The sequence below is a fragment of the Burkholderia sp. AU6039 genome (assembly GCF_002223365.1).
GTDB lineage: Bacteria > Pseudomonadota > Gammaproteobacteria > Burkholderiales > Burkholderiaceae > Burkholderia.
Genome location: NZ_NKFK01000005.1, coordinates 2,257,953 through 2,272,852, shown reverse-complemented (window position 1 = coordinate 2,272,852; position 14,900 = coordinate 2,257,953). Strand labels below are relative to the sequence as shown.

At 66.5% G+C, this 14,900-nt stretch carries 15 protein-coding genes; 9 read left to right on the top strand and 6 right to left on the bottom strand.

Annotated features, from left to right (window positions below; genetic code table 11):
• Positions 1 to 21: 21 nt before the first annotated feature.
• From CFB39_RS27930 to CFB39_RS27915, 4 genes are read right to left on the bottom strand one after another with little or no spacing between them, the layout of a single operon-like run.
• Entirely contained in the window at positions 22 to 1,425 is a 1,404-nt protein-coding gene (locus tag CFB39_RS27930) for a UDP-glucose/GDP-mannose dehydrogenase family protein (RefSeq protein ID WP_144030328.1), read from the bottom strand.
• 35 nt (positions 1,426 to 1,460) lie between these two features.
• Complete coding sequence (gene galE / locus CFB39_RS27925; RefSeq protein ID WP_089475255.1) at positions 1,461 to 2,450, bottom strand: UDP-glucose 4-epimerase GalE; 990 nt, start codon at positions 2,448 to 2,450, stop codon at positions 1,461 to 1,463.
• Positions 2,447 to 3,454 carry a UDP-glucuronic acid decarboxylase family protein gene (locus tag CFB39_RS27920; protein ID WP_089427055.1) on the bottom strand — a complete coding sequence of 336 codons (1,008 nt, stop codon included), beginning with the start codon at positions 3,452 to 3,454 and terminating at the stop codon, positions 2,447 to 2,449. The genes galE and CFB39_RS27920 overlap by 4 nt, the downstream gene beginning before the upstream one ends.
• A complete protein-coding gene (locus tag CFB39_RS27915) occupies positions 3,447 to 3,920 on the bottom strand; it encodes a hypothetical protein (protein ID WP_256991466.1) in 474 nt (157 codons plus the stop codon). The genes CFB39_RS27920 and CFB39_RS27915 overlap by 8 nt, the downstream gene beginning before the upstream one ends.
• A 14-nt stretch (positions 3,921 to 3,934) precedes the next feature.
• On the opposite strand from CFB39_RS27915, the gene CFB39_RS39695 reads away from it, so the two are divergent.
• The 8 genes from CFB39_RS39695 (at position 3,935) to CFB39_RS27870 (ending at position 11,555) form a co-directional block, all read left to right on the top strand.
• Positions 3,935 to 4,663, top strand: a complete 729-nt coding sequence (locus tag CFB39_RS39695) for a hypothetical protein (RefSeq protein ID WP_179257738.1) — start codon at positions 3,935 to 3,937, stop codon at positions 4,661 to 4,663.
• An 879-nt stretch (positions 4,664 to 5,542) separates the two neighbouring features.
• Positions 5,543 to 5,866, top strand: coding sequence for a hypothetical protein (locus CFB39_RS27900; RefSeq protein WP_089427058.1), 324 nt, complete (start codon positions 5,543 to 5,545; stop codon positions 5,864 to 5,866).
• Positions 5,867 to 5,977: 111 nt separating this feature from the next.
• The gene (locus tag CFB39_RS27895) at positions 5,978 to 6,568 is read left to right on the top strand and encodes a hypothetical protein (protein WP_089427059.1); all 591 of its coding nucleotides are present in this window, start codon (positions 5,978 to 5,980) and stop codon (positions 6,566 to 6,568) included.
• 73 nt (positions 6,569 to 6,641) lie between these two features.
• On the top strand, positions 6,642 to 6,923 hold the full coding sequence (locus CFB39_RS27890; protein ID WP_089475253.1) for a hypothetical protein: 282 nt from the start codon (positions 6,642 to 6,644) through the stop codon (positions 6,921 to 6,923).
• Between the two features lie 44 nt (positions 6,924 to 6,967).
• Complete coding sequence (locus tag CFB39_RS27885; protein ID WP_089475252.1) at positions 6,968 to 8,641, top strand: chemotaxis protein CheA; 1,674 nt, start codon at positions 6,968 to 6,970, stop codon at positions 8,639 to 8,641.
• 156 nt (positions 8,642 to 8,797) lie between these two features.
• Positions 8,798 to 9,382 (top strand): hypothetical protein, encoded by a 585-nt coding sequence (locus tag CFB39_RS27880; RefSeq protein ID WP_089475251.1) that lies wholly within the window; start codon positions 8,798 to 8,800, stop codon positions 9,380 to 9,382.
• A gap of 111 nt (positions 9,383 to 9,493) precedes the next feature.
• Positions 9,494 to 10,915, top strand: coding sequence for a sigma-54 dependent transcriptional regulator (locus tag CFB39_RS27875; protein WP_089475250.1), 1,422 nt, complete (start codon positions 9,494 to 9,496; stop codon positions 10,913 to 10,915).
• A 133-nt stretch (positions 10,916 to 11,048) separates the two neighbouring features.
• A complete protein-coding gene (locus CFB39_RS27870; protein WP_089427064.1) occupies positions 11,049 to 11,555 on the top strand; it encodes a hypothetical protein in 507 nt (168 codons plus the stop codon).
• Positions 11,556 to 11,582: 27 nt separating this feature from the next.
• Here CFB39_RS27870 and CFB39_RS27865 read toward each other — a convergent pair whose 3' ends face one another.
• Positions 11,583 to 12,077: a hypothetical protein gene (locus CFB39_RS27865; RefSeq protein WP_069252109.1), complete on the bottom strand. Its 495-nt coding sequence runs from the start codon at positions 12,075 to 12,077 to the stop codon at positions 11,583 to 11,585.
• A gap of 386 nt (positions 12,078 to 12,463) precedes the next feature.
• Here CFB39_RS27865 and CFB39_RS27855 point away from each other — a divergent pair, with 386 nt between their 5' ends.
• Entirely contained in the window at positions 12,464 to 13,141 is a 678-nt protein-coding gene (locus tag CFB39_RS27855) for a response regulator transcription factor (RefSeq protein ID WP_089475249.1), read from the top strand.
• Positions 13,142 to 13,166: 25 nt separating this feature from the next.
• On the opposite strand, the gene CFB39_RS27850 is transcribed toward CFB39_RS27855, so the two are convergent.
• Positions 13,167 to 14,720, bottom strand: coding sequence for a methyl-accepting chemotaxis protein (locus tag CFB39_RS27850; protein WP_089475248.1), 1,554 nt, complete (start codon positions 14,718 to 14,720; stop codon positions 13,167 to 13,169).
• Between the last annotated feature and the right edge of the window lie 180 nt (positions 14,721 to 14,900).

Sequence of the window (14,900 nt, the reverse complement as noted above, 5' to 3'; positions counted from 1 at the left end):
TCTCCCGTCAAGGTCAGATCATCAGTCTTGAAGCAGGCCGCGTGGCAGCCGGGTGTCCTCGCTGGCAGGCGGTTGTTCCGGTGCCGGGTCGGCCGGCGTGCGTTCGCCGCACGCGCGGCCCACGCGCTCGTAGCGGCGAAAGCCGCTGTCGACGGCGAGCCGTTCGCTGAACAGGTTGCGCATGTCGAGCATCACGGGATCGGCCATGTGATCCGCGAGGTCGGCGAGATCGAGTGCCTCGAACGCTTTCCATTCGGTCATCACGACGACGGCGTCCGCGCTGCGCACCGCGTCGATCGCGGAGCCCTCCATGAAGACCTGCGGCAGCAGCCGCGACGCTTCGTGCGGACGCGCCGGGTCGTACGCGCGGATATGCGCGCCCGCGCCGACGAGCAGCTGGATCACGTCGATGCTCGGGCTTTCGCGCACGTCGTCGGTCTGGCCTTTGAACGTGAGGCCGAGCACCGCGATGCGCTTGTCCTTGATCGAGCCGCCGCAGGCTTTCTCGATGCGGCGCAGGATCTGCTCCTTGCGCAGCGCGTTCGATTCGATCGCCGCGCTGACGATGCGCAGCGGCACCGCATGCTCGGAAGCCGTCGCCTTCAGCGCGCGCGTGTCCTTCGGGAAGCACGAGCCGCCCCAGCCGGGGCCGGCCTTCAGGAACGATGCGCCGATGCGGCGGTCGAGGCCCATCCCGTTCGCGACCAGTTCGACGTCGGCGCCGACGGCTTCGCACAGGTCCGAGATCTCGTTGATGTAGCTGATCTTCACCGCGAGGAACGCATTCGCCGCGTACTTCACGAGTTCGGCCGTTTCGATCTCGGTCGCGAGCACGAGATGGCCCATCGCTTCCAGCGGCGCATAGATGGCCTTCATGATCTCGATCGCACGCGGATGCTCGGCGCCGAACACGACGCGGTCCGGGTGCATGAAATCGTCGATCGCCGAGCCTTCGCGCAGGAATTCCGGATTCGATGCGATCGCCGCGTCGATGCCGTCCGGCGCGCAGCGTTCGACGATCTGCTTGACGATCCGGTTGGTGCCGACCGGCACCGTCGACTTCGTGACGACGACCGCGAAGCCGGTCAGGTTCGACGCGATCTCGCGCGCGGCCGCCTCGACGTACCGCAGGTCCGCCTGGTCGGTGCCCGGCAGCGTCGGCGTGCCGACCGCGATGAATACCGCGTCGCGATCGCGCACGCTCGCCGCGAGGTCGCTGCTGAAGCGCAGCGTGCCGCGTTCGACGTTGCGGGCGACGACGGCGTCGAGGCCCGGTTCGTAGATCGGCATGCAGCCGTCGTTCAGCGCGTCGATCTTGCCGCGATTGTTGTCGATGCAGACGACGTCATGCCCGAGATCCGCAAAGCACGCGCCGCTGACCAGCCCGACGTAGCCCGTGCCGACGATGGCGATCCGTACCTTCATGGTGATTCCCCTGCGTGGCGTTCAAGGAAACTTGCTCAATTGCCGGATTCGAATTGCAGTGCCTTCTGAAACCACGCCGCGGCGTGTTCGACCATCGGTTCGATCGCGGTGAAACGTGGCCGCCAGCCGAGCACGAGCGCGGCTTTCGTGGCGTCGGCGTACAACTCGGGCGGGTCGCCCGGGCGGCGCGCGGCCGTGACCGTCGGCACGCGCCGGCCCGTCACGGCTTCGACGGCGCGCAGTGCGTCGAGCACCGACGTTCCTTTGCCGGTGCCGAGATTCAGTGCGACGCTGTGGCCGCCGCCGCACAGATAGGCGGTTGCTTTCAGGTGCGCGTCGGCGAGGTCGCTCACATGCACGTAGTCGCGAATCGCCGAGCCGTCGGGGGTCGGGTAGTCGGTGCCCATCACCTGGAATGCAGGGCCGGTGCCGAGTGCCGCGCGGATCGCGAGCGGCAGCGCGTGCGTTTCCGGTTCGTGGCATTCGCCGATCTCGCCGTCAGGGTCCGCGCCGGCCGCGTTGAAGTAGCGCAGCGCGACCCACTTCAGCCCGTACGCGCGCTCGAAATCGGCGGCCATCCGTTCCATCGCGTACTTCGTGAAGCCATACGGATTGATCGGCTGCTGCGGCGTGCGCTCCGAGATCGGCAGCACGTCCGGAACGCCGTACGTCGCGCACGACGACGACATCACGATCTTGCCGACGCCGGCCGCGCGCATCGCGCTCAGCAGCGTGCAGGTGCCGGTGACGTTGACCGTGTAATAGCGGTCGGGCGCGAGCACCGAATCGCCGACGTACGCGAGCGCGGCGAAATGGATCACGACGTCGGGCCGATGCGTGGTGAACGCCTTCGACAGCGCGTCGCGGTCGAGAAGGTCGGCCGCGACGAGCGGCCCCCAGCGAACCGCGTCGCGATGGCCGGTCGACAGGTTGTCATAGGCGACCGGTTCGTGTCCCGCCGCCGCGAGCGCCTTGCAGGTATGGCTGCCGATGTAGCCCGCTCCGCCTGTCACGAGCACTTTCATGCCGTGGCCCCGGTCACGCGCAGCACCGGCTCGAGCCACAGTTCACGGCTGAAATAGTCGACGGTCCGGCGCAGCCCTTCGTCGAGATCGATGCCCGGCCGCCAGCCGAGCTCGGCCGAGGCCACCGAGATGTCGGGCTTGCGCTGGTGCGGATCGTCGATCGGCAGCGGCCGGAACACGATCTCCGATGTCGAGCCCGTCATCGCGAGCACTTTCTCCGCGAGCTCGATCATCGTGAATTCGCCGGGGTTGCCGATGTTGACCGGCGTGCCGACGTTGCGCTCGGCGCTCATCAGGCAGAAGAAGCCGTCGATCAGGTCGCTGGCGAAGCAGAACGAGCGCGTCTGCCGGCCGTCGCCGTAGATCTCGAGCGGTGCGCCGTTGAGCGCGCCGACGATGAAGTTCGACACGACGCGGCCGTCGCGCGGCGACATCCGCGGGCCGTAGGTGTTGAAGATGCGCGCGACACGCACGTCGACGCCGTGCGTGCGGTAGTAGTCGTAGCACAGCGCCTCGGCCGCGCGCTTGCCTTCGTCGTAGCACGCGCGCGGGCCGATCGTGTTCACGTTGCCGCGATAGGTTTCCGTCTGCGGATGCACGTCCGGGTCGCCGTAGATCTCGCTGGTCGACGCCTGGAACACGCGTGCGCCCGTCTTGCGCGCGAGCATGAGGCAGTGGTTCATGCCGAGCACGTTGGTCATCATCGTATGGACGGGATCGATCTGGTAGGTGGGCGGCGATGCCGCGCACGCGAGATTCCAGATCTCGTCCACCTGCAGTTGCGGCAGGCCGAGCGACACGTCGCCCTTCACGAATTCGAAGCGGCCGGACGCCTTCAGGTCGGCGACGTTGAGCTTGCGCCCCGTCAGCAGGCTGTCGATGCACGTGACTGACGCGCCTTCCATGACCAGGCGCTCGCATACGTAGCTGCCGAGAAAGCCGGCGCCGCCCGTCACCAGGACGCGCTGACCGGCGCGCGTCTCGAGCGCGACCCTGTCATTCATGGCTTTCTCCTTCGTCGAGCAGCTCGAGAAACCACACGTCGATTTGCTCGACGGCGGTGCGCACGCGTTCCATCCCGCCGCACGGGTAGCGCTTCGGCAAGCGCCGGTTCGCATGGGCCGAGGTCGACGAAGCGCCGCGACAGGCGCTCCGGTTTCGTTGACTACCCCGTTGAAGCTTGAACGACGCGCACGTCGATCGATCGGTGGTGATCTTCATCGCCTTTTCCCCGATTCGCTGATGGACGAGCAGGCCGCCGTTCGTGATCTTGTGCCTCGGCGTGCCGCTCGGTGAGAGCCGGAGATCAGGCAATCGGCATGCCATGAACGATGCCGTCGCGATGCGCACGGGGCCGGCGGCGCGATTGCCGCCCGCTGTGCGCGCTTCTGTTTCATGCATGTATCGTGGGGACAGAAAAGCGAGCGGGGAAATTGCCGGATCGATGCGATTCGATACGACGAAACGCACGATAAATCAGGCTTTTGCGGGAATGGCGTCGTCAAAAAGGCGTTGGGTTTGAATGTTTCATCAATGAGAAATGCGTGGATAACGGATTAAAAACGTTTCCTGAATGTGCCGCGAATCGGGTGATTCGGTGCGTGAAAGGCGGGGCGAATGAAAGTGAAAAAATGATGTGCGGCGTGACGGGGTGTGAGTTTTCAATTTTTTTAATTATTACGCCACCACGAAAGTTTTCTTTTTTACGGTCGATTTCGGCCCTCGGGCGGCACGTGATCCTGTCGGTATTTTCACGGATGAATCAAATCCGTTTCGGTCATCAGGGGAAACGCACGTCGAAGACGCGCCGGAGGCTGCTGTGTCGGGCTTTCGGTGCCCGGTATCGGGCGAATCGATTCTCGTTTGTGATGGCACGGGAGGGGGGCGCACCTGCCGCACCCCCCGGTTTGCAGGCGGAAATGCCCGCGCCGCCTGCCTTGCGCGGCAGCCCGGTTCTCAAGTTTGAAACACTCGTTCATCTGGTCGCCCGGTGCGGGCCTGCGGGCCGGATTCGTCCGTCTAATCCGGCGATTGCGTCGCGGCGCTCAATGATCGGAGCGGGTGTCAGACTGTCATTGCGATACATTCCTGAAACAAAAAATGTCGTTCCCGGCGCTGCGAGCCGCCGTGGCGGCCGTTTGCCGTGCGCAATCTGCGGTGGAATATCGCGTGGCACGCTGCTTGCGGTATTGGACGCACCGGCGGGCGGCTGAAACGAAGTAACAAAGCGGTGGGGCGGCCAACTCGTCAATAAGCAGTCGGGGAAACGGCGATGAAGACCATAAGCAGTAGCTTGATCGGCGCGTACTTTGCGCATCAGTGGGGGAGTCGGAAAGGCCGGGGTGACGCTCGCGACGCTGTGCCAGCTTCGCGAGTCGTGCTGTCCCGGTTTCTTGCCCGCCGCGCGCTCCGCGTGCTGGCGCGGTTGTCGCGCCGCACGGCAGTCGGGCGACAGCGGTACTCGCTCTCATTCAGTTCACCCGGATGGATCAGGCTGTTCGTGCCGGACAGCGTGATGCCGATTCGTCCTCGGCCATGCAGGGCCGCTTCGATCGCGCCTGGCCCATGCCGGCGCCGGCCGGATTAGATCGAACGCCTGTCGGCCGGATTATCCGGAAGACGCTTCTTCGATAGCTCAGGGAGAAGACACGCCACCTGGCTGCAAGGCAGTCGTTTGTCGCTCGCGTAAAAGGTGTATTTCAAGCGGCGCTGCAATTTGCGGTGGTTAATGTATTCGCGAATTTTCGATTCCGGAAATGGGATGTCGATTTATGGCATGCCGTCCGGCGGGGTATCGAATATCGCAAGCCGGAAAGAAGTGCGTATCGTTCCGGTCTGTCAAGCAATGGTGTTTTCGATGCAAGGCCAATGTTCATAAAAATAATAGAAAACACCTACCAAAAAAATTTGGATAACCAAAAATCTCGAAGCTAAGCTTCGTCTGGCCAAAATCGCAAAAAACGTGATTTAAAAGGAAACTGGATTTTATTGATTAGATAGTGATCCTTAATTTCGAGGATTGCTCAAGTCAGGAAGGTTGATGGCGTGCGATCTTCCTGATTCACTCCGTCCACGCCGTTTTGGAGTCGACCATGAAGAAGCTTCTGATTGCAGCAGCAGTTCTGGCGGTTTCGGGTGCAGCGTTCGCCGGCAGCGGCACGGTGTCGAGCAGCAATTCGTCGAGCGGCGGTTCGACGATGGCTGGCGTTGCAGGGTTCGGTCATTTCTCCGCGACCGATTCCGGTTCGGCACTCGGTGCAGCCGGTGCACTGGCCGGCGGCCCGGGCAGCGGTTCGGTCTCGTACACGAACCACACCCAATCGTCGTCGGTTGGCGGCTTCGGCTTCGGTGGCGCACAAGCAGGCGGCACCAGCGGCGCGAACGCCGGCTCGATCGGCTGGACGTATCACCACTAAGCCGCGACGCGTAGCGTTCGTCATTGGCTGGCGGTACGGATGCCGGGTTCCGCTCGATGGGGGTTGACCCGGCTCCGCCACCGCCGAACACACTCACAGCAAGGAATTGCTATGAAAGCCAAAGTCTTTTTAGCGACAGCGCTCACCGTCATTTCGTCCGCTGCGTTGGCAGCCGGATCGTCCACGACCAACCAGACGCAATCCGTTGCGGCGGGTGTTTCCGGTTCGGTGCTGGTCGGCTCCGGTAGCTATACCAGCAATTCGACTTCGACGGCCGGCGCGAATGCAGGCAGTACCGTGACACCCGCCGGTTCCGCCGGCACGGCGTCCGCGTTTCACAACTCGACTTCGACAGCCAGCGGGTCGGGGACGAACGGAGGCGCGTTCGCGGCAGGCGGCGGTATCGGTGCCGCCGGATCGTTCGCTGGCAACAGCAAAACGAACGAGAACGCGAATGCGCTGTCGGGAGGGGTGACCGCCACGATCGTACTCGGCGCGAACCACTACACGGCTACGGGCGCGAACGACAACGGCAATGCCAATGCGGGTGCCGTGGGGCTGACGGGCAGTGGCGGGTCGGGCGCGATCGCGGGCTCGAATCACTACAACTCGTCGACCGTGTGGAGTACCGGTCCGGCCGGTTCGCCGTCCGCATCGGGCGGAAGCCAGGGCGACTCGAGCGCAACCGGGAGCAGTCATTAGTCAGGGGTGGGGGGGACCAGTTTCCCTGCGACGCTGGTCTCTTTTCCGCATTGTTGTCACGTAAGGAGTTGGCATGAAGCAGAACCTGATTGCCGCCGCTCTGATGCTCGCGTCTCTGACGGCGTATGGCGCTGACCGTGCTGCCGATGGTGTGCAATCGAATTTGCAGACGTCAAACAACCCTGACCAGACAACCAAACCGTCAGAACAACAAACGCTTTCTTCGGGCAGTGCCATCGGCGGACCAGACGCCCAGCAGTGGCAGGGCATGTCGGCAGGCTCATGGTCCCAGCTGGGCAACGGCTGGAAGCAGTTCGGGGAAGCAGGCAAAGCTGAAGGGAATCAGGGGAACTAGTACGGTTGCCTGGGTGGGAGGTCAAACCTCGTCCGGAGAGTGAAATGAACAGCAACAGGATCAAGGTGGCATGTGCGGCGATGTTCGCGATGACCACGATCGGTGCCCAGGCACAAACCGCCGACTCGACGTCGAGCGCGCAGTCGTCGAGCGGCTCGACGGCGATTAGCCAGGGCGGTGGCTCGAGCATGAACACGAACACCACGAGCTCGCGCGGCGGCAATGCCACCAGCTCCAGCGGGGTGCGCGGCAGCGGCAATTCGACCGTGAATCTGAACGTGACGATGCCGTCCAGCACGAGCGGCGGCTCGGGCATCACGCCGCAGAGCACCAATTCGCTGCAGTCGTCCGGCGCGCCCGGCACCAACCCGTACAACACCCAGTCGTCGGAAAACGTCAATTACTCCGGGACGCAGACGATCAAGACGAACCCCTCGATCCAGGCGCCGGGCCTCACGACCACGCTGTCCGATACCTGCATGGGCTCGGTGAGCGTCGGCGTGTCGTTCCCGGGGTTCGGCGCGACGGGCGGCACGACGCTGGTCGACCAGGCTTGCGTGCGACGTCTCGATGCGCGTGAATTCCGTGCGATGGGCCTGACCGACGTGGCGCTCGCGCTGCTCTGCCAGAGCGACGCGAACCGGCGTGCGGTGGAGGCGACCGGGCACCTGTGCCCCGGCACGACCGCGCCGCTCGCCCGTTCGAACGTGGCGCCGAGCGTGGAAGCGACGGTCGCCGACGACGTGAAGTATCGCGATCCGATCGTGCGCGACCGCATGGGCTTGCCGCCGCTCGGCGCTGCCGCGCCGGCACCGGCGCAGCCCCGCCCGGTGGCGACGTCTTTCGTGCAGGCAGCACCCGTGTCGGTGCCGGTACCCGTGCCCGTGCCGTCGATGGCGCCGGTTGCCGCTGCGCCGGCTGCTGTAGTACCGGCTGTCGCGGCTGCTGCGCCGGCTGCTGCAGTACCGGCTGCCGCGCCGGCAGTGGCAGCGCCTGCCGTTGCAGCCGCACCGGCCGTCGCAGCTGCGGCGCCGGCCGTAGCCGCAGCACCTGCGGTGGCTGCCGCGCCCGCAGCGTCGGTCGTCCCGGCGGCTGCGATGGCTGCCGTGCCGGCTGCCGCCGTGATCGCCGCACCGGCAGTCGCGGACAAGGCATCGCAAGCGCCTGCCACACCGGTCGCCGACACGAAGGCACCCGAGCCCGTGCAGCCGGTCGCCGACAAGGCACCGGAACCCGCACCGGTGGTGGCCGACAAGGCACCGGAACCCGCACCGGCAGTCGCCGACAAGGCCCCCGAGCCCGTGCAGCCCGTCGCCGACAAGGCGCCGGAGCCGATGCCGGTCGCGACCGACAACGCAGCGCAGGCCGCTGCCGCGCCGGCTGCGGACACGACGCCGGCGGCTGCCGTCGTCGCGGCGCCCACGGCTGAAGCCGCGATGCCCGCCCCGGCAGCCGATGCGAAGGCCGCCGAGCCGGCGCCGGTCGCCGCGGCAGCGCCCGCACCGGAAGCCGCGCAGCCTGCCGTAGCCGCGGCGCCTGCCGACATGCCGACCGCCGACGCGAAGGTGCCGGAAGCAGCGGCTGCGCAGCCCGCCGACATGCCCGCGTTGTCCGATCCGGCGCAAGCATTGCCGCCGGCTTCGGTCGACCAGCAGGCGGCCCCGGCTGCACCGGTCGTGCCGGCTCCGGCGGTCATCTCGACGAGCACGTCGTCGTAAGCACGCGGGTCGGTTTCCCGTGTGACCGGAACACCGGCCACACGGGAGACGTTCGACCCCGATGCCCGACGGTCGTTGCCTGTTTGACGGGTGTTGATCCCATCCCCGAGGTCAACACCTCTTTTTGCCTGACGAGGATGCAAGGAGGCCTCAATCATGAGGATCTTTTTGGTCGCTCTGTTGTTGTACAGCGCACAAGCCGCGGCGCAGTCGGTATTTCAGAACCCGGCGGTCTTCGTGATCCTGGGCGAGCAGACCGCCGCGAACGCCGTGAGCGTTCAGCAGGCGCTGTCGACGCTCGGTCGCGCCGACAACACGGCATGCGCGCCGATGATGATGATCGGCGATCCGCAGATGATCTACATGATGCCGGAGGAAGGTCACGCCCCGTCGTGGCAATCGCCGGTGTACGGCCGTGGCGCGCCGTTCGAAGCGCAGAAGGGGCCGACATCGACCGGCAAGACGGTCGGCGCGATGCAGCACGCCGAGGACATGCAGACGCAGCCATGGAGCGACGGCAGCGCGATCACGCAGAAGATCGCCGGCGAGTCGAGCGTGACGGCGGCGGAGCGGGTGAGCGGGTGGCAGCGCAACGGGCTCGGCTCGATCGAGACGGCCCCTGCGACGGAAGTCACGGTAAACGGCAAGACCTACCGCGCCTATCGTGACGACCTCAACCGTTCCGCGAAGCCGGTCGTCGAGCCGCAGATCTACACGCAGCGCGTCGTGTTCTGCCGATAACGAAACGTCAATCCGAGGACGGCCCGGCGCCGCGCCGCGGGACCACGATGTCCCGCCCCGCGCGATCCGGCGACGGCCGTCTCGACCACCCATCCAAGCGACGAGGCCATCGTGAACTATTGCTGCCAGATCAGGGTGTCGGGCCCGCAGGATCTCGAACGCGCGGCGGGACCGGCGCCGTTCGTTGCCGTCCGGCGCAACCATGTCGTACCGCCGCGGCCACTCGTCTACCTGTCGCAGCAGCACGATGCCGCGCTCGTCGACTGCCTCGCGTCACGCGGCTGGGACGTGTGGCGCGCGAAAACCGTTGCGGACGCACTGAATCTCGTCAGGGTGAACCGGCCGCATGCGGGCATCGTCGATTTCGGCAGCTTCGCGTCGCCCGACGTCAAGTCGTTCGAAACGCTGCTGCGCGATCCGCGCGTCGGCTGGGTCGCGCTCGCCGACCATGAGCGCCTGCGGGATCTCACCATCGCGCGCCTGATTCGCCACTGCTGCTTCGACTACGTGCGCAATGCGAACGCCTATACCACGATCGGCTATCTGGTCGGCCATGCATACGGGATGCTGAAGCTCGCGGACGGCAGCCCGGACGCCGATGCGGCGCCCCCCGGCGGCACGATGATCGGCTCGTGCGACGCCATGCGCCGGCTGTTCACGACGATCCGCAAGGTCGCGAACACGGACGCCACCGTCTTCGTCGCCGGCGAATCCGGCACCGGCAAGGAGCTGACGGCGGCGGCGATCCACCAGCAGTCGTTGCGCGCCGACGCGCCCTTCGTCGCCGTGAACTGCGCGGCCATTCCGCCGGCGCTGCTGCAGGCCGAACTGTTCGGCCACGAGCGCGGCGCGTTCACGGGCGCGCACCAGCGCAAGATCGGCCGGATCGAGGCTGCGCACGGCGGCACGCTGTTTCTCGACGAAATCGGCGACATGCCGTTCGAGAGCCAGGCGAGCCTGCTGCGCTTCCTGCAGGAAGGCACGATCGAGCGGCTCGGCGGGCACGCGTCGATTCCGGTGGACGTGCGGATCGTGTCGGCGACCCACGTCGATCTCGAGGCCGCGATGCAGGCGGGGCGGTTCCGTGCCGACCTGTACTACCGCCTGTGCGTGCTGCGCATCGACGAGCCGCCGCTGCGCGTGCGCGGCCGCGACATCATGCTGCTCGCCGACCACGTGCTGCGGCGCTATCGCGGCGACAGTTCGCTCCGGATTCGCGGCTTCATGCCGTGCGCGATCGAAGCGATCCACAGCTACCCATGGCCCGGCAACGTGCGCGAGTTGATCAACCGCATCCGGTTCGCGGTCGTGATGACGAACGGCCCGATGATCTCGGCCGCGGATCTCGAACTGCACCCGTACACGTCGCGGCGGCCGCCGACGCTCGCGGAAGCGCGCCGGCAGGCCGAGCGGCACGCGATCGAGGAAACGCTGATGCGCCACCGCCACCAGCATGCGGACGTGGCGGCCGAGCTGGGCATCTCGCGCGCGACGCTGTACCGGCTGATGACCTCGCACGGGCTGCACGGCTGACGCGCTGCGGCAAACCGCCGCTCAAGACCGCGCGATGTCGGCCGTTAAGACAGGAAACGGCCCGTCCGGACCGCCGGTGCAGCCCTGCTGCGCGCGGCCGGCACGCGGCGCATCACGCTTATCCGAGGTTACCGTGGCAGAGTGCAGTCACTGCGGCAGGACGTTCCTGGTCGGCGGGCGGTCGATCGACGGCCGCCGCTATTGCCGTCCGGCGTGCGCGCAAGCGCATCCGATCGTCGTCGAGGCGGAACGGGTGCCCGACGCGAAAGTCTGGGAGTACGTGCACGACTGGCGTTACGGGCCGTGCCCGATCTGCGGGCGCGACGACCAGCCGGTGGATGTCCATGCGTCGCATCGCGTCGTGTCGCTGCTGTTCGTCACGCGCTGGGCGACGCGGCGCCATGTGTGCTGCCGGCGTTGCGGCCGCAGGAAGCAGGCGGTCGCGCTGCTGGCTTCGGCCGCGTTCGGCTGGTGGGGGGTGCCGTGGGGCCTCGTGCTGACGCCGATCCAGCTCGTGCGCAACGCGCTCGGGCTGGCCGCGCGCGACCCGGCGGTCGCGACGCAGCAGTTCGAACAGCTCGTGCGGCGCAAGCTGGCGGCGCGCCGGCTGCGGCGCGCACGGCAGGGCGCCGGCGCCTGAGCGCGCGGCCCGGCGCGCCGCGCGCGATCAGGCGGCCGGCCGCTCGAAGCCCGATGCGACCCAGCGCTCGGCGCTGGCCTTGTTGAGCTTGAACCCGGCCGACACTTTCGCTTCGGCCAGCAGCTCGCCATACGGATCGAATGCCTTGAGCTGCGCGTACGGCTCGAATTCGTCCGGCACGATGTCGAGCGTCACCGACACATCCTGGTCGTCCTCGCCCTGAACCGTCACCTCCTTGTGCAGCATCGCGCGCCGCTGCTGCTCGTGCCGCATCAGCACCTCGGTCGCGGTCTTCACGAGCGTGCGGAACGCGTTCGCGTCCATCGGCTTCGGGTTCTTCTTGTCGCGGCCCATGGTCCACGGCCCGACGAGCGCGGGCTCGGACTCGCCGTCCTTGATCATCTCGACGGCCCAGCCGTCGTCGTCTTCGTTCTTGATGATGCGGGCCGTCCAGCCGTTGTCGCGCCAGAGGCCGTCTTCGTGGATGGAGGTGTCGTCGGGTTGCAGGTCGGATTCGGTCATGGGGAAAGCGAGGTACGGGCAGCCGGCAAACGGGCGGTGGCGCGCGGCCGGCATCGGCGCGTCGCGCGCCTCCGGTGGCCCGGCGCGGGATGCAAAGGCGTCGATTTTACCTGCTGGCCGGTCGCTTGGCCCGCATCGGCCGCCACGCTGGCCATTCGACCGATGTCCGCGGCGACCCGCCGCCCGGTATCGGGCATTCGAACCGGCGCAAATATCAAACTCGTATTACGTCCCCGGCGGCCGATCCCGATGCCGTCCGATATCCCGCCTGCGCGCGGCTTCATAGAATCGACGTTCAGGCTAAAAATAGCCTGAACGTCCTTTCAACGCCAAACCGGCCGTGCGCGTCCCGTGTCGCGCGGCCGATGAACCAACTGGAACTGCGCATGAGGAAATTCAATGTTCGCGTCGTTTTCGCGTACGACTGGCCGTTGACGCTGGCCGGCATCGAGCAGGTCGCGGGCAGCGGCTGTGCGATCGAGATCGTCGCGGTGTACCGGAGCATGGCCGAACTGGTCGCGTCGCTCGGCGGCGTCGATTGCGATCTCGTGCTGGTCGACTATGCGATCCGGGCAGACGAGCAGATGGACGGCCTTGCGCTGTTCGACTGGCTGCGGCGCACGCGTCCGAACGTCGGGATCGTCGCGCTGGTCGCGAACGAGAATCCGCTGATCTTCGGGTCGATCCTCGCGATCGGCGGCGTGAGCATCGTCAGCAAGTTCGACGAGGTCGGCCATATCGTCACGGCCATTCATTCGAGCTACAGCGGCGGGCGTTACCTGTCGCCGCTCGTCAGGCGCGCGGTCGACGCATTCGGCGAGCGCGGCGAGGCGCCCGTGAAGCTGTCGGCGCGCGAGATCGAGGTCATTCGCCTGTATCTGTCAGGGGTGCCGATCAAGACGATCGCGCAGCGTCTGAGCAAGGGCAAGCAGACGGTCAGCGCGCAGAAGATCAGTGCGATGAAGAAGCTCGGCGTGAGCAACGACGTCGAGCTGATCCAGCGGGCGGCGGGGTTGGGGCTCGGCACTGGCCTGACCGCGTCACGGCCCGGTCGCGCCGCGTGAGCACGCGTGCGCCGGGCAGCCGCCGTCAGGCCGGCAACGCGAACCGCGTCACCGCATCCCGCAACGCCTCGGCCTGATCGCGCAGCGAATGCGCGGCGGCCGCGGCTTGTTCAACGAGCGCCGCGTTCTGCTGCGTCACCTGGTCCATCTCGCCCACCGCGCGATTGACCTGCTCGATCCCGGCGCTCTGTTCGCGCGACGCATGGCTGATCTCGTCGAGGATCTCGTTCACGCGCCGCACCGACTGCACGATCTCGGCCATCGTCTCGCCCGCGTGCGTGACGAGCGCAGCACCTTGCTCGACGGTCTCGTTCGACGACACGATCAGCGACTTGATCTCCTTCGCCGCCGTCGCCGAGCGTTGCGCGAGCGAGCGCACCTCGGCCGCGACCACCGCGAAGCCGCGGCCCTGTTCGCCGGCACGCGCAGCCTCGACCGCCGCGTTCAGCGCGAGGATGTTGGTCTGGAACGCGATCCCGTCGATTACGCCGATGATGTCGCCGATCTTGTGCGAGCGGTCGGTGATCTCGTTCATCGTGCGCACGACGTCGTCGACCACCGCACTGCCGCGCGTCGCCACCTGCGCGGCCTGGCCGGCGAGCGACGCGGCCTGCGCGGCGCTGTCCGCGTTCTGCTTCACGTTCGCGGTCATTTGGTCCATGCTCGACGCGGTCTGTACGAGCGCGGCTGCCTGTTCCTCGGTGCGCTGCGACAGGTCCGTGTTGCCGGACGCGATCTCGCTCGCGCCGACGTTGATGTTCTCGGTGCCCATCCGCACGCGCGACACCATGTCGATCAACCCGCCCTGCATCGTGTGCAGCGCATGCAGCAGGCTGCCGCGATCGTCCTGCTTCACGGTCACGCGCGCGGTCAGGTCGCCCTGCGCGATGCGTTGCGCGGCGTCGAGCGCCACTTCCAGTTCGCCGCCGAGGTTCGCGCGCACGCTTTTCAGCACCAGCACCATCACGGCGGTCGCGATCCCGCCGAGCACGGCCGTCATCGCGAGCCAGCGGCCGACGCTTTCGAGCACCGCCGAGCGGACGTCGTTCATGTACATGCCGGTCACGAGATACCAGTCCCACGGCGCGAAGCGCTGCACCGCGCTGGTTTTGTCCTGCGGCTTGTCGGCGCCCGGCTTCGGCCACAGATACTCGACGAAGCCCTTGCCGCCTTCCAGGTTGCCGGCCTTCACGATCTCGACGAACAGGTGCTTGCCGTTCGGATCGGTGAAATTCGACACGTCCTTGCCGTTGAGCTCGGACTTGATCGGATGCATCACGATCACCGGCTTCGAGTCGTTGATCGAGATGTAGCCGTCCGCGCCGTGGCGCATCGCGGCGATCGCCTCGAGCGCCTTCTGCTTCGCTTCGGCTTCCGGCAGCGCGTTCTGCTGCGACAGCTTGTAGAAATGGTCGGTCACGCTCGCGGCCTGCGCGACCAGCGACGCGAGCTGGTCGCGGCGGTCGGTGATCATCGATGCGCGTGTCTGCCATGCGCCGAGCCCGGCGATCACGAGCAGGCCGAGCCAGAGGATGACGATCATCGAGGCGAGTTTCTGATTCAGGGAAAGGTTGCGCATGGTGTGTGGTCGGTCGATCGTGGAAGCTCGCCATATCGGCGTGACGGGATAAATGTCTTGACGGCGCCCGGCGGGCGTTACCGTAGACGGGTTATCCCTAGGAACCGGTACCGTGGACGCATGCCTCTAATCCCGACGAGGGTATCTATGCATATGCATAACGGGTGTCGCTATACTCAC